At 63.0% G+C, this 23361-nt stretch carries 21 protein-coding genes and 1 tRNA gene; 14 read left to right on the top strand and 8 right to left on the bottom strand.

Going from position 1 to position 23361, the window contains the following annotated elements; genetic code table 11:
* Positions 1-21: 21 nt before the first annotated feature.
* From VJ923_RS11630 to VJ923_RS11620, 3 genes are all read left to right on the top strand, one after another.
* On the top strand, positions 22-969 hold the full coding sequence (locus tag VJ923_RS11630) for a beta/alpha barrel domain-containing protein (protein WP_326441658.1): 948 nt from the start codon (positions 22-24) through the stop codon (positions 967-969).
* A 97-nt stretch (positions 970-1066) separates the two neighbouring features.
* Complete coding sequence (locus VJ923_RS11625) at positions 1067-1576, top strand: GNAT family N-acetyltransferase (protein ID WP_326441656.1); 510 nt, start codon at positions 1067-1069, stop codon at positions 1574-1576.
* A 645-nt stretch (positions 1577-2221) separates the two neighbouring features.
* Positions 2222-3286 carry a hypothetical protein gene (locus tag VJ923_RS11620; RefSeq protein WP_326441654.1) on the top strand — a complete coding sequence of 355 codons (1065 nt, stop codon included), beginning with the start codon at positions 2222-2224 and terminating at the stop codon, positions 3284-3286.
* Between the two features lie 412 nt (positions 3287-3698).
* Here the strand turns inward: VJ923_RS11620 and VJ923_RS11615 are convergent.
* Both VJ923_RS11615 and VJ923_RS11610 read right to left on the bottom strand, forming a co-directional pair.
* Positions 3699-3782, bottom strand: a tRNA-Leu gene (locus VJ923_RS11615).
* Between the two features lie 125 nt (positions 3783-3907).
* Positions 3908-5407, bottom strand: coding sequence for a sodium-dependent transporter (locus tag VJ923_RS11610; RefSeq protein ID WP_326441652.1), 1500 nt, complete (start codon positions 5405-5407; stop codon positions 3908-3910).
* A 228-nt stretch (positions 5408-5635) separates the two neighbouring features.
* Here VJ923_RS11610 and VJ923_RS11605 point away from each other — a divergent pair, with 228 nt between their 5' ends.
* Positions 5636-7192 (top strand): Mbeg1-like protein, encoded by a 1557-nt coding sequence (locus tag VJ923_RS11605; RefSeq protein ID WP_326441650.1) that lies wholly within the window; start codon positions 5636-5638, stop codon positions 7190-7192.
* Between the two features lie 82 nt (positions 7193-7274).
* On the opposite strand, the gene VJ923_RS11600 is transcribed toward VJ923_RS11605, so the two are convergent.
* Positions 7275-7775, bottom strand: a complete 501-nt coding sequence (locus VJ923_RS11600; RefSeq protein ID WP_326441648.1) for a nitroreductase family protein — start codon at positions 7773-7775, stop codon at positions 7275-7277.
* Positions 7776-8078: 303 nt separating this feature from the next.
* Positions 8079-9434 carry a diaminopimelate decarboxylase gene (lysA, locus tag VJ923_RS11595; RefSeq protein ID WP_326441646.1) on the bottom strand — a complete coding sequence of 452 codons (1356 nt, stop codon included), beginning with the start codon at positions 9432-9434 and terminating at the stop codon, positions 8079-8081.
* Positions 9435-9698: 264 nt separating this feature from the next.
* Between lysA and VJ923_RS11590 the strand changes: the two genes are divergently transcribed.
* The 5 genes from VJ923_RS11590 (at position 9699) to VJ923_RS11570 (ending at position 15186) form a co-directional block, all read left to right on the top strand.
* Positions 9699-10094 carry a molybdenum cofactor biosynthesis protein MoaE gene (locus VJ923_RS11590; protein ID WP_326441644.1) on the top strand — a complete coding sequence of 132 codons (396 nt, stop codon included), beginning with the start codon at positions 9699-9701 and terminating at the stop codon, positions 10092-10094.
* An 888-nt stretch (positions 10095-10982) separates the two neighbouring features.
* The gene (locus VJ923_RS11585; protein WP_326441642.1) at positions 10983-12266 is read left to right on the top strand and encodes a homoserine dehydrogenase; all 1284 of its coding nucleotides are present in this window, start codon (positions 10983-10985) and stop codon (positions 12264-12266) included.
* Between the two features lie 78 nt (positions 12267-12344).
* Positions 12345-13016 carry an HAD family hydrolase gene (locus VJ923_RS11580; RefSeq protein WP_326441640.1) on the top strand — a complete coding sequence of 224 codons (672 nt, stop codon included), beginning with the start codon at positions 12345-12347 and terminating at the stop codon, positions 13014-13016.
* 443 nt (positions 13017-13459) lie between these two features.
* Complete coding sequence (locus tag VJ923_RS11575) at positions 13460-14203, top strand: helix-turn-helix transcriptional regulator (protein WP_326441638.1); 744 nt, start codon at positions 13460-13462, stop codon at positions 14201-14203.
* A gap of 209 nt (positions 14204-14412) precedes the next feature.
* Complete coding sequence (locus VJ923_RS11570) at positions 14413-15186, top strand: spermidine synthase (RefSeq protein ID WP_326441636.1); 774 nt, start codon at positions 14413-14415, stop codon at positions 15184-15186.
* On the opposite strand, the gene VJ923_RS11565 is transcribed toward VJ923_RS11570, so the two are convergent.
* A complete protein-coding gene (locus VJ923_RS11565) occupies positions 15183-15644 on the bottom strand; it encodes a response regulator transcription factor (RefSeq protein WP_326441634.1) in 462 nt (153 codons plus the stop codon). The two genes, VJ923_RS11570 and VJ923_RS11565, sit on opposite strands and share 4 nt — an antisense overlap.
* A 262-nt stretch (positions 15645-15906) precedes the next feature.
* Here VJ923_RS11565 and VJ923_RS11560 point away from each other — a divergent pair, with 262 nt between their 5' ends.
* From VJ923_RS11560 to VJ923_RS11540, 5 genes are all read left to right on the top strand, one after another.
* The gene (locus VJ923_RS11560) at positions 15907-16854 is read left to right on the top strand and encodes a hypothetical protein (protein ID WP_326441632.1); all 948 of its coding nucleotides are present in this window, start codon (positions 15907-15909) and stop codon (positions 16852-16854) included.
* A 367-nt stretch (positions 16855-17221) separates the two neighbouring features.
* A complete protein-coding gene (locus VJ923_RS11555) occupies positions 17222-18838 on the top strand; it encodes a putative ABC transporter permease (RefSeq protein WP_326441630.1) in 1617 nt (538 codons plus the stop codon).
* Between the two features lie 163 nt (positions 18839-19001).
* On the top strand, positions 19002-20285 hold the full coding sequence (locus VJ923_RS11550) for an O-acetylhomoserine aminocarboxypropyltransferase/cysteine synthase family protein (RefSeq protein ID WP_326441628.1): 1284 nt from the start codon (positions 19002-19004) through the stop codon (positions 20283-20285).
* A 27-nt stretch (positions 20286-20312) separates the two neighbouring features.
* A complete protein-coding gene (gene metA, locus VJ923_RS11545; RefSeq protein ID WP_326441626.1) occupies positions 20313-21245 on the top strand; it encodes a homoserine O-acetyltransferase MetA in 933 nt (310 codons plus the stop codon).
* A gap of 2 nt (positions 21246-21247) precedes the next feature.
* Positions 21248-21460: a hypothetical protein gene (locus VJ923_RS11540; protein WP_326441624.1), complete on the top strand. Its 213-nt coding sequence runs from the start codon at positions 21248-21250 to the stop codon at positions 21458-21460.
* A 253-nt stretch (positions 21461-21713) separates the two neighbouring features.
* Here VJ923_RS11540 and VJ923_RS11535 read toward each other — a convergent pair whose 3' ends face one another.
* The 3 genes from VJ923_RS11535 to VJ923_RS11525 form a co-directional block, all read right to left on the bottom strand.
* Positions 21714-22010 carry a hypothetical protein gene (locus VJ923_RS11535; RefSeq protein ID WP_326441622.1) on the bottom strand — a complete coding sequence of 99 codons (297 nt, stop codon included), beginning with the start codon at positions 22008-22010 and terminating at the stop codon, positions 21714-21716.
* A gap of 205 nt (positions 22011-22215) precedes the next feature.
* Positions 22216-22455: a helix-turn-helix domain-containing protein gene (locus VJ923_RS11530; protein WP_326441704.1), complete on the bottom strand. Its 240-nt coding sequence runs from the start codon at positions 22453-22455 to the stop codon at positions 22216-22218.
* A 40-nt stretch (positions 22456-22495) separates the two neighbouring features.
* Entirely contained in the window at positions 22496-23035 is a 540-nt protein-coding gene (locus tag VJ923_RS11525) for a hypothetical protein (RefSeq protein ID WP_326441621.1), read from the bottom strand.
* Positions 23036-23361 lie beyond the last annotated feature (326 nt).

Raw genomic sequence — 23361 nt, 5'->3', positions numbered from 1 at the left:
ACCAAGCCAAGGAGGATACCCATGCCGAAGATCACCCGTGATCAGGTGCGCGTTCCCGCCGACGTCATGCCCGATATGCGTGACGAGTACATCTCCAACTACATGAAGGCCACGCGCGAGACGGGCCGCCTCATGCTGTTCGCCTGCGATCAGAAGATCGAGCACTTGAACAAGGACTTCTACGGCGAGGGCATCGACATCGCCGACCTCGACCCGGAGCACCTGTTCAAGATCGGCAACGAGGGCGTCTGCGGCGTGCTCGCCGGTCAGCGCGGTCTGGTGGCCCAGTACGCCGCCGACTACCCGGAGATCAACTACCTCGTGAAGATGAACTCCAAGACCAACATCGTGGGCACCAAGCAGGAGGATCCCTATTCTCCGCAGCTGTACGATCTGGATGCCGTGCTGGCCATGAAGGAGGCCGGCGTGAACGTGGTGGGCCTCGGCTACACCATCTACCTCGGCTCCGAGTACGAGGCCACCATGATGGCCGAGGCCGGCGAGCTCATCGCCCAGGCCCATGCCAACGGCCTCATCGTGGTGCTGTGGATCTATCCTCGCGGCAAGGCCGTGACCGCCGAGAAGGACCCGGACCTCATCGCCGGCGCTGCTGGCGTGGCCCTGTGCCTGGGTGCCGACTTCGTGAAGGTGAACCCGCCGAAGCCCGAGGACGGCCGCACCCCGGCCGAGGCCCTGAAGATCGCCTCCACCGCCGCCGGTCGCTGCGGCCTGGTGTGCGCGGGCGGCTCCACGGTTGATGCCGAGACCTTCCTCACCCAGCTGTACGACCAGATTCACGTGGGCGGCGCCTGCGGCAACGCCACGGGCCGCAACATCCACCAGCGCTCGCTGGACGAGGCAGTGCGCCTGACCAAGGCCATCAGCGCCATCACCCTGGCCGACTGGACGGTGGCCGACGCCCTGGCTGTGTTCAACGGCGAGAAGGACTTCACCCTGGCCGACATCTAGGCCGTGGGCAGAACGTTGACGGGAAAGGCTTCCGCGAGGGAGCCTTTCTTTATGGGAAGATGCCGGGGAGCAAGCTGTGAGGAAGAAGGAGGCGCCGATGAGCGCGCTTGAAGGATTGACGATGCGAGTTACGCGCCCGTATCGCGAGGAAGATGTGCCGGCCATGACGGAGATTTGGAACGCCGTGGTGGAGGCGGGGCGCGCTTTTCCGCAGGAGAACACCATGACGGTGGAGGAGGCGCGCGTCTTCTTCGCGGAGCAGTCCCATGCGGCCGTGGCCACAGTGAACGGGCGCGTGGCCGGACTGTACATACTGCACCCCAACAACGTGGGGCGTTGCGGTCATGTGTCGAACGCCAGCTACGCGGTGTCGTCGGAGGTACGCGGGCATGGGCTCGGCCGCCTGCTGGTGGAGGACTCGCTGCGCCAGGCGGCACGCCTCGGCTTTCGCGGGTTGCAGTTCAACGCCGTGGTGACCAGCAACGAGCGCGCCATCGCCCTCTATGAGAATCTGGGCTTCCGCCTTGTCGGCACGGTGCCCGGCGGTTTCCGCAATAAAGACGGCGTCTACGAGGACACGCGCATCTACTACCGCGAGACGGCATAAGAAGGCGATGCTCGGCTACAGGCTGAGCAGAGAGCTGAGAGCCAAGGATGTCGTGTCGCCGCGTTTGTGCTTTGGCGCGCTCGTGGCTCCGCTAGTGCAGCGTCGTGGACGCGACTTTGTTTGTCGTCGGGTTGCGTTCGAGGGGTGCTCGGCGCCGGATCTGCTCCGCGGGGCGGCCCCGGTTTGTGTACCGCCCGTTTTCGTGCAGCAAACTCCGCGAAGTAGATGCCGGCTCTTTGGAATGGTCGGCAAGAGGGGTCACGCTACGCAAACCCCCCTCTCTTTTCCCGGGTGAGCGTAGCCGCGCAGTCGGTATTTCGATGGAGCTTCGATTTCGGTATCTACTTCGCGGAGTTTGCTGCACGAAAAAGACGGTTTCGAAAACATGCGCATGCGGGGAGGGCGCGAGCGAAGATAGGAAGAACGTGCGCGTATAGAGAGTTCGCGACAACACGGGCCCGCAGAAGCTCAGGACGACAGAGATACGGCGCACGCCGCACGGCGGCACGGGCGCACAACAACACGCGCATGCGGCACAACAACACGCGTGCTTGAAAACACGAGCGAGCGTGTCATGAATGGTCGTTCCATCGGTTTCCTTCGGCATGCGGGTACAGGCGTCGTCGTTGCGGTAGTCTGCCCTCCATGAATATGTATCCCAGTCATAGGTTTGCGCTTCAGCTTTGGCGTTCCTGGTCGGAAGCCCACCCGGTAACGCTGCGCGAATTTCATCTGTCCGGTAAACGCAGGGGCTTCGAGTTGCCATCGCGTCTGCTGTCCGGATCGGCTGTGCTCAAGGCTCCCGCCTCGACACACGGGGAGATCGCCGCCATTTTCGATGAGCTTGCACAGCGATTCCCGAAGGGGGCGGGATCTTTCTGTGTCTCCTTGGTCGAGGGATCGCCACTTGAGGTGCTGGTGGGTCGCAAGCCCGGTGTGCGCTCCTCGTCGTCGGTGAAGCGGCATCAGTGCGACCGAGGCTTGCCGCGCAATGCGTTTCTCGAAATCGCACCGGGAGTTTGGAATTCGTCGCCGGAGCTGGTCTTTGCCCAAATGGCCTCACACCTCACCTACGGAGAGCTGCTTGCCTTGGGGTATGAGCTGTGCGGCAGCTATCCAATTGCCGGGCAGGATGGCTTTCTTGTGCGGCGTCCGCTTACGACCCCGGAGCGCTTGTCGGCATTTCTCGAGCAGCTTTCCGATATACGAGCTGTGAAGCTGGCCCGATCGGCGGCGGCTCAGGTTCGGCGCAAGTCCGCTTCCATTATGGAGACCGAGGTTGCCATTGTGGCGCTGACCCCGCGGCGGCGAGGTGGCCTGGGGTTGCCTGGAGGTCGCTTGAACGAGCCGTTCAATCTGAGCGAGAGGGGACGGCGCATTGCGCGCCAGAAATACGTCGTCGGTGATTTGTGCTGGTGGGAGTGTGGCGTCGTGCTTGAATACGACGGCCGCGCAGTTCATGGCAGCAACGAGGCTCGCATTCGCGATTCTCGGCGGCGGGACGCGTTGCTCGCGGAGGGCGTTGAGGTGGTGACGGTGACCTCGGCCCAGTTCGCCAATGTGTACGAGTTTTCCGAGATCGCGGCCAGCGTGTCCGAAAAGGCGGGAAAGCGCTTTCGAGGTTGGTCGTCGGAGCAGGTGGAGACGCATATGGAGCTGCGCCGGCAGGTTCGAAAGTTCCATCGGGAGCATTTTCCGCCAGACAACTGACGCGTATCCCCGGCTGGCCGTATCCTCGAGGCGAGATGCTGCGTTGGCGGCAAGGAGACCTCGGCGTTTCCGATAGCCGCGTTTTTGCGTAACAAACTCCGCGAAATAGATATTCGGATATCTAGGTTGGTTGCGCGGAGCGCCTAGCGTCGGATAGAGAAAGCGTTTTCCCTGGCGACGAGAGATGGGGTGCCCTGATCTAACGCGTGGGAAAACTGAAGAGTCTACTTCGCGGAGTTTGCTGCACGAAAACGGGCGGAAAAGAGACGGGGACGAGGTTTGGCGTCCGAAGCTGCCCAGAGCTCGCCGAAACCTGCCGGGCCGTCTGAAAGCCTTCCGGGATTTCTCGAAGCTTCCTGTAGTTGTCTCGGCAATGAAAAACGGCTCCCCATGGGGAGCCGTTGTAAGTTCGTGGTGCCCGAGGCGGGATTTGAACCCGCACACCTTTCGGCAACGGTTTTTGAGACCGTCGTGTCTGCCGTTCCACCACTCGGGCTCAAGGGCACCAGTGCAGTATAGCGGAAGGGCGCGCCAGCGTCGAGGCAGAATCGGCGACGCTGCGGGAATTCCCCGAACGGTGTCGCGCCGTCAATCTGCGAACCGCGTCTTTGCGGCGTGGCGCTACGCCAATCCGCACCACAGCATGATCTTCGGCACATATCCCATGATGAAGATGACGACGATGAGCGCCGGCAGTCCGAAGGTGAGCCAGCCGCGGGCCCAGCGGGGGAATTTCGCGCCGTTGCCCGCGTCGGCCTCGGCCAGGAAGTTGTTCCAGCCCCAGCCCTTGCGGGTCACGCAGAACATCACGTACAGCAGGCTGCCCAGGGGAAGCAGGTTGTTCGACACGATGAAGTCCTCGATGGACTGGATGTCGCCGATGCCCGGCACGGTAACACCGGCCAGCACGTTGAAGCCCAGCGCGCAGGGCAGGCTCAGCACGGTGACGAGGATGGCCGTGCGCTTGATGGCATCGCGGCGCGAGAGGTCCCACTTCTCCATGGTGAAGGTGATGAGATTCTCGAACACGGCGATGATGGTGGACAGCGCGGCGAAGCTCATGAACACGAAGAACAGCGTGCCCCACAGCTGCCCCAGCGGCATCTGCTCGAAGACGCTCGGCAGCGTGATGAACACGAGCGAGGGGCCCGAATCGGGAGCCACGGCGAAGGCGAAGCAGGCGGGGAAGATGATGAGGCCTGCCAGGATGGCCACGAGCGTGTCTAGGCCGCAGATGCGCAGTGCCTCGCCGGTGAGCGAGTTCTGCTTGCCGATGCGGCTGCCGAACACCTCCATGGCCGAGATGCCGAGCGACAGGGTGAAGAACGCCTGGCCCATGGCGGCGTACACGGCCTCGCCAAAGCCGGCCGCGCCTCCGTCGAACATCTTCCCGAAGTCGGGTACCAGGTAGAAGGCCAGGCCCTCGGCGGCGCCGGGCAGGGTGACCGAGCGCACCACGAGCAGCCCCATGACGCCGAGCAGGCAGATCATCATGATCTTGGTGATGCGCTCCACGCCCTTCTGCAGGCCGAAGCTGCATACGAAAAAGCCGATGACGATGACGGCGAGCATCCAGGCCACCATCTCGGAGGGGTTGGCCAGCATGGCGCCGAACACGCCGGCGACGCCCTCGGGATCGAGCCCCACGAAGGTGCCGGTGCCCATCTTGGCGGTGTAGGCCAGCATCCAGCCGCAGACGGTGGTGTAGAACATCATGAGCAGCATGCAGCCGATATAGCCCCACCAGCTGAACCAGTGCCAGCGGCGCGAGGGCTGCAAAATGTCGAAGGCGAGCGCGCCCGAACGCTGGGAGGCGCGGCCCACGGCGAACTCCATCACCATGACGGGCAGGCCTAAAATGACGAGGAACACCAGGTACATGAGGATAAACGCCGCACCGCCGTACTCGCCGGCAATGTAGGGGAAGCGCCATACGTTGCCGAGCCCGATGGCGCAGCCGGCCGAGATGAGGATGAAGCCGAGGCGGCTGGCGAAGTGCTCGCGGGGTGCGGCGGCGCTGCCGATGCCGGTGGGGATGTCGCTGCCGGCGGGGTTCGCGTCGAGGGCGGGTGCGGCCGCATCGCGGGCCGGAGCGGGAATGGAAGCAGGATCGGTGGCCATGGTGACTCCTGATGCCTCGGGCGCCGAGGTTGCGGGCGGGGTGCGGGTGGCTTGCGGCGCAAACTGCGGTTCCCCTGCCGAGCGGCGCGTTTGAACGAAATTGCAGGAGCCATTGTAGCGGAAGGTGACCGGCGCGGTCATGGTAAGTGTCGGGAGGGTTGGCAACGGCTTTGTGTCCGGGGGAGAGGGGAGCGGGCGGGCGCGCGTTCGGTGCGGCATAATGAAACCATGAACGATGTGCTCACATATTTGGAAGAGCAGCTGGCCCCGTTTAGCGAGGTGCCCTTCAACGCCGTGGACTCGGCGCTGCTCGCGCAGTTCTGCATGGCCCGCGGCGAGGGCGTGATGCCTCGGATGCGGGAGGTCGGCGCCGGCGACGAGGCTGCGCGGCCGGCATCCGACGGGAAGCTGGCCGCGCTGCGGGCTCGCCTCGCGCGCTGGCGCGATCGCGGGGCGCATCTCGGGCGCAGCGTTCACAGGCGCAGGAAACGCTGGGAGGCGGATGGCGAGGGGGTGTCCCGTGCGGGTATCGCGGAGCCGGCGTGCTGCGCTGGCGGTGCAGGGTCGACAGGCACCGCGGGCACCGCGGGCGCCATAGGGCCGACGAGTGGCGCGGACGCCGTGGGGCCGACGGATGGCGAGTCCGCGGCGGTCAGGACTGCCGATTTCGATGCGGGAGCCGATGCGGCCGCCGCTTCCGATGCGGCGGAGCGCGACCGACTCGAGATGGCCCAGGACGCGCAGGCGCCCACCGAGCCTGTCCGCTTCGCCGACCTTATGCGTGCCGAGCTGTTTTCCACCATGTTCTCGGGCATGCACGCGGCCCAGATGAAGCAGCAGCTCTTCCTCATGGCGGCAAGCCCCCGCTATCGCGACCTGCTCATCTACGACCATGTGGCCGCTTTCGACGAGGTGCTGAACATGCAGTTCGCCGCCACCACCTTCGTGTGCCCGGGTCAGTTCGTCTACGTGGGCTTCCGCGGCACCGACACCACGCTCACCGGCTGGCGCGAGGACTTCAACATGGCCTACATGGTGCCCGTGCCGGCCCAGGATGTGGCGGCGCGCTACCTGGCGGCGGTGGCGGCCGACGTGCGGGTGCCCGGCCCTATCATCGTGGGAGGCCATTCCAAGGGCGGCAACTTGGCCGAGTACGCGGCACTTACGGCGGCGCCCGCGGTGCAGGACCGCATCGCGCACGTGTACAACCACGACGGTCCCGGATTCATACCCGGCACGTTCTCGGCGGCCGACTACGCGCCGCTGGCGGGTCGTATGACCAAGCAGGTGCCGGAGGACTCCATGGTGGGCATCCTCATGACGTCGCAGATGCCCGCGCAGGTGGTGCGCGCGACGGGTCGCGGCTTCGAGCAGCACTCGGTCTATCGTTGGGAAGTGGCGGGTGGGGCCGCAGACGATCGCGCGGCTGCGGAAAGCGCCTTCGCCACGTTGCCCGCGCTGCCCGAGCGCACCCAGCGGCGTGCCCAGGCGCTTGGTCAATGGCTCGCCTCCATGGACGGCGAGGGGCGCAAGCGCACGGTGGACGCCCTGTTCAATGCTGTGAAAGCCGCGGGTGTTACCGATGCGGCCCAGCTGTTCGAAGGCGGTCACGAGTGGGCCATCCTGCGCGACGGCGTGATGCGGGCTCCCATGCAGGATCGCACGGCCATGCTGGAGGCCCTGCGCGGCATCACCCGCGCTTTCAGCGATGTGACCGCCGAGCGCAACAACGCCCGCCGCGCGCACAGAAAGCAGCCCATCGGGTCCGGAAGCCCTGCCAGATAGGGCCCCGTTCCCACGCAGCGGACGTCGTTGGACAATCTCGGCGTGGCGCGCCGGTTCGGGCATCTTCGCTTAATAGGAGCATCTAGATCCAGTGCACGCGCGTCTCGTCGTAGCGCGTGGGGCCTTTGGGGTCGGGCTTGTGCTCGGGGTGCCCCACGGCGACGAGGGCGAAGGGCTCGAGGCCCTTGGGGCTGCCGAGGGCAACGGAAACGGCGGCCATGCGGTCTTTTTCCGGGGCGACGGCGAGCCATACGGCGCCCAGACCGAGATGGGCCGCTTCGATGAGGATGTTTTCCACGGCCGCGCTCATGTCGTAGGCCGCATCTTGGGGCGCGCGCAGGCCTTCGGTGCGCTGGCAGGCCACGATGACGCAGGGGGCGAGCTTGGCCGGCGCAGCATAGGGGCTTGAAGCGGCAAGCGCCCTGCGGGTGGTCTCGTCCCGGGCGATGTAGAACTCCCAGGGCTGTTGGTTGGCGGCGGACGGTGCAGCCATAGCGGCGCGCATGAGCTTCTCGATGCCCTCGATGCCGACGGGCTCCTCTGAGAACTGGCGAACGCTGCTGCGCAGATAAATGGCGTTCATGGGCAAAGCCTCGATTCTAAAGAGAACAAGCGCGGGCCCGCCGTCGATGCCAAAGCGAGCCTTGGGGGATGCGCACCGAAGCAGGTACGGGGTTTCAGCGAATAAGGCTACTGTACCGAGACGAGGGGCGGAAAGGCGCTGCGTCCTTCGTCTCATTACGGAGTTGCGAACCCGTTGCAACGGAACCGAAAAGAACACGTGCGAAACGGCGAGGAGCAGGCGCGGCGCCCCCGCTGGTTTTCCGCAGAAACAAAACGGGCGGCCCGCTGAGGACCGCCCGTGCAAGTACGTGAGCCGTGCGTCTTAGATATCGCGCTGGTAAAGGTCCTCGTACGTCTCACGACGGGTGACCACGTGGGCTTCCCCATCGCGCACGAACACTACGGCCGGGCGCGGCTGGCCGTTGTAGTTCGAGGCCATGGTCATGTTGTAGGCGCCGGTGCCGAACACGCACACGATGTCGCCCAAATCGGCCTTCTGTAGGGGCATGTCCACTACCACGGCGTCGCCGCTTTCGCAGTGTTTGCCGCACAGCGTGACAATCTCGCAGCGCGGCTGACCGGCCTTGTTGGCAATGGTGGGCTCGTAGTCGGCGTGGTAGAGTGCCGTGCGGATGTTGTCGGACATCCCGCCATCTACTGCCACGTACTTGCGGATGCCGGGCAGCGTCTTCAGGATGCCCACGGTATACAGCGTCACGCCGGCCGGGGCCACCAGGCTGCGGCCCGGCTCTACGAGCAGGCGAGGCAGCGGCAGGTTGTGCAGCGCGCACAAATCGCGCACGGCCGAGCAGGAGACCTCAGCGAAGTCGTCGATGGAGGAGGGCTGGTGCTCGGCCAAATAGGCGATGCCCAAGCCGCCGCCCAGGTCGAGCTCGGTAATCTCGTGGCCGTAGGTGTCGCGGATGCGGGCCATGAACTCCACCATGACCGCCGCCGCCTCGCGGAAGGAGTGCAGTGCGAAAATCTGCGACCCGATGTGGCAGTGCAGGCCCACCAGGCGCACGTTTTCGGCGGCCAGCACGTCGGCGACGCACTTGAAGGCGAAGTCCTCGCGCATGGTGAAGCCGAACTTCGAATCTTCGCAGCCGGTGCGGATGTACTCGTGGGTGTCGGCCTCCACGCCGGGGGTGATGCGCATGTACACATCCTGCACCACGCCGAGGCGCCCGGCAATCTCGTTCACGCGCGCCAGCTCGATACGGGAATCCAGCACGATGCGGCCCACGCCGGCGGAGATGGCCTCCTCCAGCTCGCGGGGCGTTTTGTTGTTGCCGTGCACGAACACGCGCTCCATGGGGAAGTCAACCGCGCGTGCGCAGGCCAGCTCGCCGCCGCCGGACACGTCCAGGCACAGCCCCTCGGCCTCGGCGATGCGCAGCACTTCCTTGTTCAAAAAGGCTTTCGACGCGTAGATGATGTCGGAGTTCTCGTAGCGGCTGCGGAAGGACTCGCGGTAGGCCTCCATGCGGTGGCGCAGGTCGGCCTCGTCGAACACGTAGAGCGCAGTGCCTTGCTCGCGGGCCAGCTCCACCATATCGACGCCGCCGATGAACAGGTGGTCGTCGCGCACCTCGGCGGTCTCGGGCAGCACGGCGCCCAGCTCCATGGTGGTGCGCATGTCGGGCTTTTTGGTCAAGTCGGAGGCAGGCAGGGACATTTCCGCTTCCTTTCTCGTATCTCAAGAGGCGCTTTGGCGCCGACGGGTCGTCAATGAGTGGGCCTATGATAGCAGCAACGCGACGTGCGAAATATGTCTGACCCGTTAAATCGGCTTAAGAGAAATGGGGGCGGGCGGCGGGGTGAATTTGGAAAAGCGGAATGTGGCGAAGCGATCGAGGGAGTCGTGCTATTATTCTCAACGTAAGATAAATGGGCGCTCGCCGGCCGGTGCGCAGGCGGCGCGCGGGAGAAAGGCTAACCTATGGCAAAGACCGAACCTTCTGTCGATCAGTGGCTGCATGAGGCCAAGGCGGATCCTGCGGCGGCCCAGTGCGGCATGTTCCTTACCCATAACGGCGTCGTGCGCATCACGCCGAAAGCCCAGGTGCGCGAGGGCGTGGAAGGCCTCGGCGATGTGGTGGCCGTGGAGTTTTCCTACGATGCCGAGGGTCTGGCTGCGGCCGAGGCCGAGGCGCTCACCTGGCCGGGCGTCTATTACGTGCGCACGTGGCTGAACGAGGGTCGTTGCGAGGTGGGCGATTCGCTCATGTACGTGCTCATCGGCGCCGACATCCGCCCCAACTGCATTGACGCGTTGCAGAAACTTGTCGGCCACATCAAGAACGAGCTGGTGGTGGAGAAGGAGCTCTTCGCCTAGCCAGCTTCCAGCACAGGAGGGGGGCAGCTCTTATCCCGTTGTGCGCTTCCCCTTCCGAGAGCGGTAAAAGAAAGAGCGAGGATGGCACACGCATGTCGGCGCTATCCTCGCGCGCTGCTGGCCGTCCAAGCCCGTACCGTCTTCTGGTCGTCACCTCGGGCGTCGTCCTCGTGCGCCATCCTCGGGCGTTGCCAGTTGTCCAGGCCCGTATTGTCTTCTGGTTGTCGCCTCGGGCGTTGTTTTCGTGCACTGCCGGTTGTCCAAACCGCATATTTTTGGCAGCCTCTGGGAAAAACGTGGCAAATATGCGGGGTTTGGACAAAATACGCTCTTTTGCTTGAGAGCCTGATACTTGCGACCTGGGAAAACGCTGGTGAAAAGCCGGAGAGGGTCGCTGGTCGCTGTCCATATCGGTCATATTTGTCCTGTTTGAGTTTCCGCGTGGCAAATTTGAGGGATTTGGACTATTTGCGACGAGGCGGCGTGGGAAACGGCTGCGCGTTCTGCCTGGAGCAGCCAGCCCTGCGCCCAAAGAGATCGTGCCCCAGCGTCAGGACGACCCGCCCAGCTCCAGATGGCCGCCCAGCGCCAGATGGCGGCCCCTGCGCCAGGACGACCGCGTCCCAGCTTCAGATGCCGCCCCCGCGCCGGGGCGACCGCGCTTCCGCTGCGGATGGCCGGTCCAGCGCCAGGAGAATGCCCCCGAAGTGTTGGCTCTCCAATTGCGTCTGCCGCACTCTGCGCTTCGATGGCTCCCCGTTTGCGGCTGCGGGTTCCGCGAACTGGCTGGTTCGCGCCCTTCCCCATGGGGGCGCAGCAAAAAGGACGCCGTTGCCTTTATAATCGTCCAATCTTAAAGACGTTTCGCGAATCCCGAGAGGACGTACTATGGCAGTGAAGATCGGCTTGGTGGGCACCGGCACTGTTGGCGGCGGCTGCATCGATATCATCCAGAAGCATAAGGACGACTTCCTTCGCCACTTCGGCATCGACATCGAGCTGGCGCGCGTGTGCTCGCTGACGCCGGCCGAGGCCGAGGCCCACGGCGTGGGGCATCTGTTCACCGACAACTTCAACAACATCATCAATGATCCCGAGATCGACATCGTGGTGGAGCTCATCGGCGGCACCACCATCGCCCGCACCGTGGTGCTGAACGCGCTGGCCGCGGGCAAGAACGTGGTCACGGCTAACAAGGCGCTCATGGCCACCTATGGCAAGGAGGTCATGGACGCCGCCGAGGCCGCCGGCAAGGAGCTGGCCTTCGAAGCCAGCGTGGGCGGCGGCATTCCCATCATCGACCCGCTGAAGCACTCGCTCATCGCCAACGAGATTACCTCGGTCATGGGCATCGTGAACGGTACCACCAACTACATGCTCACGCGCATGGCCGACAACGGCCTGTCCTACGAGGACGCGCTGGCCGAGGCCCAGGCCAAGGGCTTCGCTGAGGCCGACCCCACCGCTGATGTGGGCGGGTTCGATGCGGCTGCGAAGATCGCCATTCTGGCCTCCATCGCCTTCAACTCGCGCGTGACCTTGGATGACGTGTACACCGACGGCATCACGAACATCTCGCCGGTGGATATCGAGGCGGCCCGCGACATGGGCTACGTCATCAAGCTTCTGGCCATCGCCCATCGTCGCGAGGGCGGGGTGGACGTGCGCGTGCACCCCACCATGATTCCGACCGACCACCAGCTGGCCACAGTGAACGGCGTGTTCAACGCCATCTACGTGGTGGGCGATTTCGTGGGCGAGACCATGTTCTTCGGCGAGGGTGCCGGCGCCGGTGCCGCGGCCAGCGCTGTCATGGGCGACGTGCTGGAGGTGGCCCGCCACATTCAGCAGGGCGTGGCTCCCATTGTGGGCTGCACCTGCACTGACGAGCTGCCCATCCTGCCCATGGACGAGCTGGTCATGCGCTACTATCTGCGCTTCTCGGTGACCGACCGTCCCGGCGTTTTGGAAACCATGGCGGGCGTGTTCGCGCGTCACAACATCTCGGTGAAGTCCATCGTGCAGCGCGGCCGTTCGGGCGCCGAGCGTGTGGACCAGGTGGTGGTCACCCACCGCTGCCGCGAGCGCGACATCCGCGAGGCGCTGGAAGAGGCCCTCGCGCTGGACAACGTGGTGCTGGACACCCCCTCGGTCATCCGCGTCGAGGAGTAGGGGAGCGCGGGAAAGCCGCTTGTTGGAAATTGCTAGGGCGGGGGCTGACCCCGCCCGTTTTGTTGGAAGGAGCAGGTTGTGGCAGATAATATCGGTGTTATCTTCGATTGCGATGGGACGCTCGTGGATTCCATGGGCGCGTGGCATGACGTGGACCGCACGCTGGCGGCTGAGGCGGGCATCGAAATCACCGAGGCCGACGCCGATGCCATTACCACCATGTCGCTGCCCGAGGCCAGCGCGTACCTGCATGAGCAGTGCGGCTTGGGGAACAGCAGCGAGGAAGTGCTGGGCATGATCTTCGAGCGCATGCGCGCCTTCTATGCCAACGAAGTGGAGGCACGTCCCGGCGCCCTGGAATTCGTGCGGGCGCTGCACGAGCAAGGTGTGCCCATGGCGGTGGCTTCCTCCACGCCGGCCGATATGCTGGCTATATGCGTGGAGCGCTGCGGGTTCGCGCCGTATATGAAGGCCGTCGTGTCGGTGGATGACCTGCAGACGAGCAAGCGCGAGCCGGCCATTTACGACCATGCTCGCAGCTTCCTCGGCACTGACCGGGCTCACACCTGGGGCTTTGAAGACGCCGCCTACGCGCTGGATACCCTGCGCGGTGCCGGCTACCGTGCCGGTGCCATCTACGACAACGACATCTCCGGCACTCGCGAAGAGCTCATCGAGCGTGCGGACTTCCTGCTTTCCAGCTGGGAAGACCTCGATTCGGACGAGTTTCTCGCCAAAGCCGACGCCTAAACGAGTAGCGGACGCCCGCCGCGGGCGCGAAAGACTGCTCTGGCTGCCCTGGGCCTAAGCGACAAAACTGTAAGATGCGTGCAACGGCGACGTAAGTCGCGCCTGCCATCATAGACTCATCGAATTGAAGGGATGCGAAATCCCTCAGGGAAAGGAGCCCATGATGATTACCGCACTTTGCGCCGCCGCTCTCCTTGCTATCGCCGTGTTCGCCCTCGCTGGCTGCATCGCCTCAGCGGCCCTGTAGACAAGGAGTCCTCCCCAAGCGCCCGTCTTCCCGGCGGGCGCTTGCCTATAAAACGTGTTCCTCGTTCGGAACACTTTTGCATCTGAAGCGACGTTAGGCCTGCTCAGTGTCTCTCTGTTAAACATCGTTGCTTGTGCTGTTTTGGGCTTGCTGTTAGGGTGAAGTGGGAAGTGCGACTTTGCGGAAGGCTGGCGGCATGCTTAAGGACAACATCAAGAAGCTGCGGATGGAAAACGGTCTCAGCCAAGACGATTTGGCCGAGCGCGTGCACGTCGTGCGCCAGACCGTCTCGAAGTGGGAGCGTGGCACTTCGATACCCGACGCGGAAGCTCTTGTCGCATTGGCGGATGCTTTCGGTGTTACCCCCAACGAGCTCTTGGGGCTGGGTTCTGCGGAGGCCGCTCAACTTCCAGAAGACCTATCTTGGAAAGCATCGCTTTTGGATGAGCGAGTCACCCACGAGACGCAGCGGACTGACCGAATCACGAGTGCGCTTCGCTGGATGCTCATAGGCGCCGCTGTCGTCTGCGTGCTCGTCCTCGTGACATGGCTGCCATCTCAGCATTTCGCGCCGGGAGCCTTGGGCGGCCCGACCGATAATCCGAATTACAATCGCATCGTATACACGTTGAATGGCGAGGAGAAGCAGTTGCGTCTTTTTCTGGACAGCGAGCACCACGATCGCGTCATTGCGCTTGCCGGGGATCACGATTTGATTGCACAGCTTGGCGCCGACAGCATATTCAACCAACCGGGTAGCTGCGATACGCTTTCTGCCCGAGCGAATGAGGAAATCGAAGAAGCCGGAGGCACCGTGCTGCGCCATGAGCTGTGGATCGAAAACGGCAACCTCAACGACGGCGACCCTTTAAACGACGATATGCCGTACGCCATCGACTTCTACGCTAGTCCCGATATCCAGGATATGCCTTGGTGGTAAATCTGCGCTTCTCATTCGTTCATGTTCCGAGGTCGCCTCTTTCAAAAAGACGGGCACCAGAAAGGCTCGACGAGTGCTATGCTAAAAGCTATGGCATTGAAGACGCAAGCAAAATGAACGATTCTCGAATTCAAAAAGGTTGATTATTGCTATCTGACTGGTTGGGCAAGATTGCGGGACGCGAATCGCAAAAGCGACGCTTTCCCACGATGTTCGGGGAGGCGACGGTGTATGCGATGCCGGCGGAGGACGGGTCGTATGTGCGCATGCTGAATGTGGGCGGGGTGCTGCAGTCGGCGACGTACTTGGACGAGCGCTGGGCGACGTGCCCTTTTGCGTACCTGCGTTCCTTCGACCATATGTTTGAGGCCGATTTGTTGGCCGTCGGGCACGTGCTCATGATTGGCGGCGCGGGCTTCGCCTATCCCAAGCAGCTGCTTGTGAACCACCCGGGCGTTAAGCTCGATGTCGTGGAAATTGACCCGGCTATGGTGGAGCTGGCGCACGGGCATTTCTTCCTCGACCGTCTAGAGGCGCAGCTTGCCGAAGAGGGAAGAGCTGGCGATTTGCGCATCTTTGTGGAAGACGGCGAGTGCTTTCTTGCCGGCGAAGTGGACGGCGGCTCGGCCTCGCATTCGGAGGTTTCCCGCCAGAAGGCCGGCTGTGGTACCTGCTACGACGCCATCATCATCGATGCCTTCGTCGGGCGCAATGCCGTCCCGTTCTTCGCGAGCGACGAAGGCATAGCCGCCGCCAAACGCCGCCTCGCGTCGGGCGGGCTGCTCATGGCCAACTGCGTCGCGGAGTACGCGGGGGATGCCATGTATCGTCTCTTCGCCCAGGTGGAACGTTTGCGCGAGCGCTTTGCCAACGTGTACGTTATCGACGCCTCCGACGAGGAATTCGGCGGCGCCGACAACTATCTTCTCATCGCCACCGACGGCTCCTATCCCTTCACGGGGGTTATTCCCTATGGCGACTAGCCGCTCGCTCCGAGGCGGCAGGTGAGGTCGGCGCGGCGGTTGATGCCGAGCTTCCGGTAGAGGTTGCGCACGTGGGTCTTCACGGTGTTGGGCGAGACGACGAGTTCCTCGGCGATTTGCGGTGCCGTGCGGCCTTCGATGAGCAGGCGCAGTACGTCCTCTTCGCGACGGGTGAGGTCGTAGGTGCGGGCAGCCTTGGCGCACAGCGCCTCGTAGTCCGGCTCGGTTGAGGCGGGGTCCGCCAGCTCGCTGTTCGCGGTTCGGTGCAGGCGCGCAGCCTCGCGCTGCATGGCGTTCTCGCGCCATCGCCGGCCGAGGAAGAAGCTGCCGCAAAAGGCGGCAAGAAGCGTTGCCGCCGACGCGACGGCGGCAACCGGCGAGGCTTGAAAGCTGTCCAGCGACGGAAGGGCGATGACGAGCGTCGCGCAAGCAGCCGCCCAGAAAAGGGCGATGCGCATGCTGACACTGTCGTTTTGCCGGCTGAAGCACGCCTCGCCAATGGCAAGGCAAGCTGCCCCTAAGCTCGCAAGGGCGCATAGGACGACGATGAAACTGCCGAGAGGAATCACGGGGGACATCCTTTCCAAAGAGAGTGGCTTTACTTTATCGCATCAGGCTGACAAGCCCCAGGGTGAAAAACATCACCATTGCCCGCAAGCGTGGGGCCGTGTTAGCGTTGGGCTCGCAAACCACGTTCGGCAGCAAGGTAAGGGGTGCGCTATGGAAGAGTTCGAAACTGTCGCAGAGGCAACGAGTCGGGTGCCGAACCGCTTTGCGCGCACGGCGGCCGGCATCGCGGCAATCGCGGTGCTCATACTCGCTTTCTGCTGGATGATTCCGCATTTCATCGCGCAACCGGAGAGCGCTTCGCTGAAAACCCCGACGCCGAGGGGCATGGCGTCGGGCTTCGCCCCGCACGTTGCCATCGAGCAAGTCGAAGAGGTGCCCTACGGTGATACGGCCGTGCTTGACGACCTTACGGCGGGCGCGAAATACGACTTTGACACCAGTCCCAGCTTGCAAGAGCAGTGGGAGGCAATGAGCGAAGACGCGAAACGCGCGTATACCGAAGACGAGGGCTGGGATTATGAGATAGCGCCCTTTTCGGCTCGCGTCGTTGGGTGCAGCATGGTGTCCGAGGAGGCGTTCACGGAGTGGTACCCTCTCTATTTCCAAACGAATCAATCAGAGGAGCTTTATGCCGAAGAGGACGTGCGCGTGGTGGTGATTGATGTCGAGCTCGCCAATCTGAGCACGGAGCCTTTGGTGCCCCCGGTGCCCGTGTTGCGCGGCAGCGCCTTTGCGAGCCCGCAGGATATGCTGGACGGCGGCATGCTGCCCGACCCTTACGCGCAGGCAGCCCTCTATCCATCAGATGCCGGCGACGGAGCGATTGCTCTCCAGGGAGAGTATGCGTCGCTGATGCCCGGCGAGGCGCGCATCGTTCGCTACCCGTTCCTCGTTTACCGTAACAGCTTTTCTGCAGAAGACGGCATCGATACCGCTGACCTTTCGGATATGGAGATCGCCTATCTTGACTACGATCCGTTCAGGGTGGTTGCCCTGAAGCTCGCCAATGCCCACGATGCCGCGCAAGTGGGCGTGCGCAATGCCTACGTCGATGCGATTGTTTCGGGTGAGCTGTCGGAAGACGTGCCGGTTTCGTGAAATCGCGGCCGCGCGCGCAACAAAACCGGGCGCTGAAACGTCTAACAGGTAGAGAGTTCGCTTGGCGCGAGGAGAGTACCGTGAACAAAATCAGCGACATCATGGCCGTCATGGGGTTGGCTATCGTTTTCGTGGCCATCGCCATGCTCATTGCCTGCTGGGGATAGGGGCTGCGCGGCTTCTGGCGGCGGGGGTTCTGCGGCTGCCGATGCCGGGGCTGCGCGGCTTCTGGCGGCGGGCATTCAACCGCTGCATAACAGGGGATTATCGGGTTGGCAGACGTTGCGTCAAATGGTCAGGAATAGCCCTGCCGCCTTTCTATACTGAATGCTGGAATCAAGGCATTTTGTGAGAAAGGAGGCCGGTCATGGGCGAGGAGAAACACTACGAGCGCGCCAAAACGCCAAAGCCGGCTGAAGCGGAGCGCCACGACGATGGCCACGGCCGCGACGATGGCCGCCTGCGCGATATTGAGCACCGTGTTGGGGACGACCTTAAAAAAGCCGTGGAATACGAGAGGGCCGATATCGCCGAGACGGGCCGCGAGTGGCGCGATCAGTTGCACAACGACGGTGCCGAGCTTGCGGCCGACCTTGAGCGCGACAAGGAGAAACTCCGCCAGGCGGCCGATGATGCGCGCCATCCCGAGCGCGTTGCCGAAGCGGCCGAAGAAAAGCTCGCGCACGTGGCCGACGAGACGCTCGAGGTCGCCCATGCGGTGGAGCACCCCAGCGTCATCGTGGCCGATGCCAAACAGGTTGTGGCCGAGAAAAAGCACGCCCTCGATGCCACCGCAGCCACCATTGCCGCTGAGTTCACAAGCCCCGCTGACGAGAAGCGCCTGCCAGTGGTGCTGCGCGCGTTCGGCGTGCTGCTCATCGTGGGCTCGGGGGCTGCGCTTCCGGGCATTGCCAAATCTATCTATCACGCCGTCGCGCTGTTCGGCTCCGGCGGCATGACCGGCGAGGGCACCTCCACGATTGTGGTGAACTTCCTGCATTTGGCGGTGCTGGTCGCCTTGGCCATCACCTTTATCGTGTTCGGTGTGCGCCTCATTCGCAACCAGCGGCGCTGGGCGGCGCTTATGTCCTATGCGCTGTACGTGCTCATCGTTGCGGGAGGCCTGTGCTCCATCATGCTCGACGGAATCAGCTACGACCTCGTCTTCTACCTGGTGGTGCTTATCATCACCATTGCGTTGCAGAGCTATCTGGACCCCACGCTTCTGGAAGAGCGCCGCGCCCACCGCAAGGCGCGCGAGGCCGAGGAGCGCAAGGAAGGCGAGGCGGGCACGCTCGGCCGCGACCCGTCGGGCAAAGGCTACATCACGCTGAACTTCTTCAACCTGTTCTGGATTTTCGTGGTGGCCAGCATCCTTGGCCTGTTCATGGAAGAGATTGTGCATTTCCTGTTCGTGGTGCCGGGTCAGTGGCAAGACCGCGCAGGACTTTTGTTCGGGCCGTTCTCGCCCATCTACGGTTGCGGCGCCGTGCTCATGACGCTGTTTTTGAACCGCTTCCATAAGAGCAACTGGCTCATCATCTTCTTGGTGGCGGCGGTTATCGGCGGCGCCTTCGAAGCCTTGACCAGCCTGTTCATGCAATACGCGTTCGGCGCGGTGGCTTGGGACTACTCCAACATGCCCGGCTCGCTGTTCGGCGGGCGCACGAGTTTGCCGTTCATGGGTTGCTGGGGCCTGCTCGGCGTGGTGTGGATCAAGCTGCTTTTGCCCTTCATGCTGCGCGTGGTGAACTTCATCCCTTGGAACTGGCGCTACGTGCTCACCACCGTGGCGGCGTGCTTCATTTTGGTGGATGCCGTTATGACGCTGCAGTCCCTCGATTGCTGGTACGAGCGCCTCTCGGGCGATCCGGTGGATACCCCCATCCAGCAGTTCTACGACCACGAGTTCAACGACACCTACATGGCCGACCGTTTCCAGTCCATGACGATCCATCCGTCGGACGCCGTGCGTGGAAAGTAGGGCTCGCGCCGATTCGTTAAATCTGCCTGGGGTTTCGCGCTCGACGATGGCGGTGGGGCAGAAGTTCCTATGGCGCATGGCCGATGCGAGGGCTTGGCGCGACGGAGGGGTTCTTATAATGAGCAGGCCATAAAACAAGGTTAAGAACAGCAAAGGAGCCCTCATGAGCGAGCGTATTGGAACCACCTGCGTACAGGGCGGCTGGCGGCCCGGCGATGGCGAGCCGCGCCAAGTGCCGATTTATCAGAACACCACCTGGAAATACGACACGAGCGAGCACATGGGCCGTCTGTTCGACCTGGAAGAGTCGGGCTACTTCTACACGCGCCTGGCGAACCCTACCAACGATGCGGTGGCCGCGAAGATCGCCGAGCTGGAAGGCGGCACGGCTGCCATGCTCACCTCGTCGGGCCAGGCGGCGAACTTCTTCGCCGTGTTCAACATCGCCGGCGCGGGCGATCACGTGGTGGCGTCGTCGGCCATCTACGGCGGCACCTACAACCTGCTCGCCCACACGATGCGCCGCATGGGGCTGGAGTGCACCTTCGTGGACCCGCACTGCACCGACGAGGAGCTGGCGGCGGCCTTCCGCCCGAATACGAAGTGCGTCTTCGGCGAGACCATCGCGAACCCGGCCCTTGCGGTGCTCGACATCGAGCGCTTCGCGGCGGCGGCTCACGCCCACGGCGTGCCGCTCATCGTGGACAACACGTTCCCCACGCCGGTACTCTGCCGACCCATCGAGTGGGGCGCCGATATTGTGACCCACTCCACTACCAAGTACATGGACGGCCACGGCGCCTCCGTGGGCGGCGTCATCGTGGATTCCGGGCGCTTCGACTGGACGGCGCACGCTGACAAGTTCCCGGGCCTCACCGAGCCCGACGAGAGCTATCACGGCGTCGTGTACACCGAGCGCTTCGGCCTGCAAGGCGCCTACATCACCAAGGCGACGGCCCAGCTCATGCGCGATCTGGGCTCTATTCAGTCGCCGCAGAACGCGTTCCTCATCAACCTGGGGCTGGAAAGCCTGCATCTGCGCATGGCGCGCCACGCCGAAAACGGCCGTGCTATCGCTGAGCATCTGGCGGCCCATCCGAAGGTGGCCTGGGTGCGCCATCCCTCGCTTGCGGGTGACGCCGAGTTCGAGCTGGCGGCAAAGTACCTGCCCGACGGCTCCTGCGGCGTGGTGAGCTTCGGCGTGGCGGGCGGTCGCGCGGCGGCCGAGACGTTCATGAAGAACCTGCGCCTGGCCCAGATTGCCACCCACGTGGCCGACGCTCGCACCTGCGTGCTGCATCCGGCCAACGCCACCCACCGCCAGATGAACGATGCGGAGCTTGAGGCGGCAGGCATTAGCGCCGACCTCATCCGCCTCTCCTGCGGTATTGAGGACGCCGCCGACCTCATTGCCGACATCGACCAAGCCCTAGCTGCTGTCGAATAGCCGCGGCGTTGCTGAAAGGAACGATTCATGCCCATTCGGATTCCCGATGCGCTGCCGGCCACGGCGGCGCTTGAGAGCGAGAACATCTTCGTCATGACGGAGCATCGCGCCATGCACCAGGACATTCGTCCTCTGCGCGTGTTGCTGCTGAACCTCATGCCCACGAAAATCACCACTGAGACGCAGATTCTGCGCAAGCTCTCCAACACGCCCATTCAGGTGGAAGTGGAGCTGCTGCAAACGGCGAGCCACGATTCGAAGAACACCGCGGCCGAGCACCTCGAGGCTTTCTACACTACCTTCGATGAGGTGCGCGACCAGCATTTCGACGGCCTTATCATCACCGGTGCGCCGGTGGAACGGCTCGAATTCGAGGATGTGGACTACTGGCCGGAGCTGTGCGAGATTATGGAATGGTCGAAGACCCACGTGCATTCCACGCTGCATATCTGCTGGGGCGCCCAGGCGGGCATCTACTACCATTACGGCGTGCCCAAGTACGAGCTGCCGGCGAAGATGTTCGGCGTGTTCCCGCATGAGGTGGTCAAGCGCACCTCGCCGCTCGTGCGCGGGTTCGATGATGAGTTCTTCGCGCCGCACTCGCGTTTCACCGAGGTGCGGGCCGCCGACATCGAGGCCCATCCCGACCTTGAGATTATCGCGGTGTCCGATGAGGCGGGCGTCTATGTGGCGAAATCGACCGACTCGCAGAACTTCTTCGTGTTCGGGCACCCCGAGTACGACCGCGAGACGCTTGCGGTCGAGTACGACCGCGATATCGCCAAGGGCATGGACATGGCCGTGCCGGCCCATTACTTCCCCGACGATGATCCGACGCGCGAGCCGGTGAGCAGCTGGTTCTCTCACGCCCAGCTGCTCTATACCAACTGGCTGAACTACTACGTGTACCAGACAACCCCCTACGACATCACCCGCGCCGGCGACAGGGAGGGGGAGTAGCCGTGGGTCTCGATCCGAAAAGCGATCCGAACGCCCGCATTGTGGTGAAGCTGCTGCCGAGTCAGCTCAAAAAGCAGCAGGAAGAGCGGCGGGCCTCCAAGCCCGCCAACGACCCGTTCATCCGTGCGGAAAACGAAGACGACGACGGCTACGACCCCTACTCCGACCGCCCCGCCGAACGCGAGCCGTTGTTCTCGGAAGACCCCTGGAACTAACAGAAGGGGCCCCGGTTGCAACACCAGGGCCCCTTCTGCGTGGGTGCGGGGCCGAACGGACGTTAGCTCGCGTACATGGCCGCATGGGGGCGGCTGGAGGCGGGGCGCAAAGCGACAAACTCATCGACGCTCGCCTGCTCGTGGGGCTCAGTGCCGAAGCAGCCGTCGCGTACGATGAGCTCGCCGCCGCGAAGTAGCGTCAGGTGTCCGGCGGGTTCTTGATGGCGGCCATCGGCTCGGTGAGGATGCGCTCCTATTTCTCGCTCATGAAGTAGGTGCCTGGATAGGCCTCGGTTTCCCGCTGGGCCACCTCTGTCTCGTGCATGATGCGGAAGGCGTACAGGTCTGCGTGCTCCGGGTAGATGCCGTAGGCCGCGAAGTCGCTGCCCAAGCCGTTGGACCGGTCGTACATGAGCGCGATGGAGCGCAGGATGTCGCTCCCGTTGTGGCGCGCGCCGCTTTTGTCCATGATGGCCGCGATGGCGCACCCGGCCAGAATGCGCACGTCGCCCTCGCGGGGCGCGTTTCGCGGTCGGTCGAAGTCGTACATGGCGTTTTCCTTGTGCATTGTGCGGAATGCCCCGCCCATCCGAGTCGCTGCGCGTTGCGACTCCCTAGAGAGGATGGGCTGCCGCGGCGCTGCGGGCGACTCGTCTAGGCGAGCAACCTTAGAATAGGAGAGCAATGTTTCGCGAAACCGACCCCGGTGTTTCGCCTTTACTAAGCCTTGGGGTGAGGGTTATGAAGCGGAAGCGTTAGTTGTCAGCTTCGTCTTCTAAATTGATCACGAAGACGCCCTTCTCGGGATGTTCGGCCTCTTCGTCGGTGATGCGAATGAGGATGTCTCCAGGGGCGCAGTCCAAGCGATCGCAGATAGCAAACAGGGTGGAGAACCGCACCGAGCGGATCTTCCCCTGTCGCAAGCGCGAAATATTGGCCGGAGTGTGCCCGGTAAGCTCAACGAGATCGGTGCCGCGCACACCGCGTTCCTTCATGAGCTTACCGAGCTGGATTGCGTATTTCATGGCCGTGATTTTACACTAGATCGTCGGTTTCCTGCTCAAGGGTGGCGCCATAGCTAAAAATAAATGAGAGCGCGAAGCACACTATAGAGATCATGAAGCTTGTTGCGTCAACGTGAATCGAATCGCTTGCAGACGCGTCGCTTTCGATGAGCATATGGGCATCCCCATTGACGGCGCCAACATCTGCACCGGGGGTAATGAAGAAGCCGCAAATCGCTGTAGCTAAAAAGAGGAAACCTAACGCTCTGATTTGCCGAACGCGTAATGGCGTGAAAGGGGAGGCGTTGCACCCGATTTCACGGAAAATGCGCCAGAGCAAGAAAACGGTGAAACCGCCTGATATAGAGGGAATAATGAAAGGCGAGATACCCGCAAGCGTCGAAGGACCGAGATAAGAAAATCCGTCGGGCAATAGAGCCGTATAAAGAAAAACCGCGACATGAGCAGCGCAGTACAGAATGAAAATAGTCAAGAAGATGGTGGCGAGTCCACGACTTGTTGAGACGAGCTTGCCTCGCGTTGTCTTGATTGCGGCTAATTGCTTATCCACTGTTGGGCTCTATCTCCTGTCTTGCGGCTATTGTTCGGGGGAGTCATCTGGAGCCGGGGCGACGATTCCGATCTGAACGCAATGACCTGTGGGGCCTATGCCTAGGCAAGTGGCGGCGAATACGTTGTCGCTAAAGAACAGCATGAGGACTCCTCTCGTGAAATTATTGTTCGATAATAAACATAGTAGACTATGAACCAATGATGGTCTAGGGGAATTCTAAAACAATGTTAGCGCCAGGCAAGAATGGCCCCCTAAAGTCAGACCAATTTAGCCAAATCCAAGTCAAGAAAAAACAGCCACTGCGCCGCCGTCGGCCCTACACT

Source organism: Adlercreutzia shanghongiae (genome assembly GCF_035830635.1).
GTDB classification, from domain to species: Bacteria; Actinomycetota; Coriobacteriia; order Coriobacteriales; family Eggerthellaceae; genus Adlercreutzia; species Adlercreutzia shanghongiae.
The sequence above is the reverse complement of the archived record's forward strand: the minus strand, read 5'-3'. Positions and strand labels throughout refer to the sequence as shown.

Excerpts from the sequence above, each read along its gene's own strand:
- VJ923_RS11535 (WP_326441622.1), bottom strand. The coding sequence starts at position 22,010 with ATGTACGACTTCGACCGACCGCGAAACGCGCCCCGCGAGGGCGACGTG.
- VJ923_RS11530 (WP_326441704.1), bottom strand. The coding sequence starts at position 22,455 with ATGAAGGAACGCGGTGTGCGCGGCACCGATCTCGTTGAGCTTACCGGG.
- VJ923_RS11605 (WP_326441650.1), top strand. The coding sequence starts at position 5,636 with ATGAACGATGTGCTCACATATTTGGAAGAGCAGCTGGCCCCGTTTAGC.
- VJ923_RS11575 (WP_326441638.1), top strand. The coding sequence starts at position 13,460 with ATGCTTAAGGACAACATCAAGAAGCTGCGGATGGAAAACGGTCTCAGC.
- VJ923_RS11610 (WP_326441652.1), bottom strand. The coding sequence starts at position 5,407 with ATGGCCACCGATCCTGCTTCCATTCCCGCTCCGGCCCGCGATGCGGCC.
- metA (WP_326441626.1), top strand. The coding sequence starts at position 20,313 with ATGCCCATTCGGATTCCCGATGCGCTGCCGGCCACGGCGGCGCTTGAG.
- VJ923_RS11550 (WP_326441628.1), top strand. The coding sequence starts at position 19,002 with ATGAGCGAGCGTATTGGAACCACCTGCGTACAGGGCGGCTGGCGGCCC.
- lysA (WP_326441646.1), bottom strand. The coding sequence starts at position 9,434 with ATGTCCCTGCCTGCCTCCGACTTGACCAAAAAGCCCGACATGCGCACC.
- VJ923_RS11590 (WP_326441644.1), top strand. The coding sequence starts at position 9,699 with ATGGCAAAGACCGAACCTTCTGTCGATCAGTGGCTGCATGAGGCCAAG.
- VJ923_RS11570 (WP_326441636.1), top strand. The coding sequence starts at position 14,413 with ATGTTCGGGGAGGCGACGGTGTATGCGATGCCGGCGGAGGACGGGTCG.
- VJ923_RS11625 (WP_326441656.1), top strand. The coding sequence starts at position 1,067 with ATGAGCGCGCTTGAAGGATTGACGATGCGAGTTACGCGCCCGTATCGC.
- VJ923_RS11560 (WP_326441632.1), top strand. The coding sequence starts at position 15,907 with ATGGAAGAGTTCGAAACTGTCGCAGAGGCAACGAGTCGGGTGCCGAAC.
- VJ923_RS11565 (WP_326441634.1), bottom strand. The coding sequence starts at position 15,644 with ATGCGCATCGCCCTTTTCTGGGCGGCTGCTTGCGCGACGCTCGTCATC.
- VJ923_RS11585 (WP_326441642.1), top strand. The coding sequence starts at position 10,983 with ATGGCAGTGAAGATCGGCTTGGTGGGCACCGGCACTGTTGGCGGCGGC.
- VJ923_RS11630 (WP_326441658.1), top strand. The coding sequence starts at position 22 with ATGCCGAAGATCACCCGTGATCAGGTGCGCGTTCCCGCCGACGTCATG.
- VJ923_RS11600 (WP_326441648.1), bottom strand. The coding sequence starts at position 7,775 with ATGAACGCCATTTATCTGCGCAGCAGCGTTCGCCAGTTCTCAGAGGAG.
- VJ923_RS11620 (WP_326441654.1), top strand. The coding sequence starts at position 2,222 with ATGAATATGTATCCCAGTCATAGGTTTGCGCTTCAGCTTTGGCGTTCC.
- VJ923_RS11555 (WP_326441630.1), top strand. The coding sequence starts at position 17,222 with ATGGGCGAGGAGAAACACTACGAGCGCGCCAAAACGCCAAAGCCGGCT.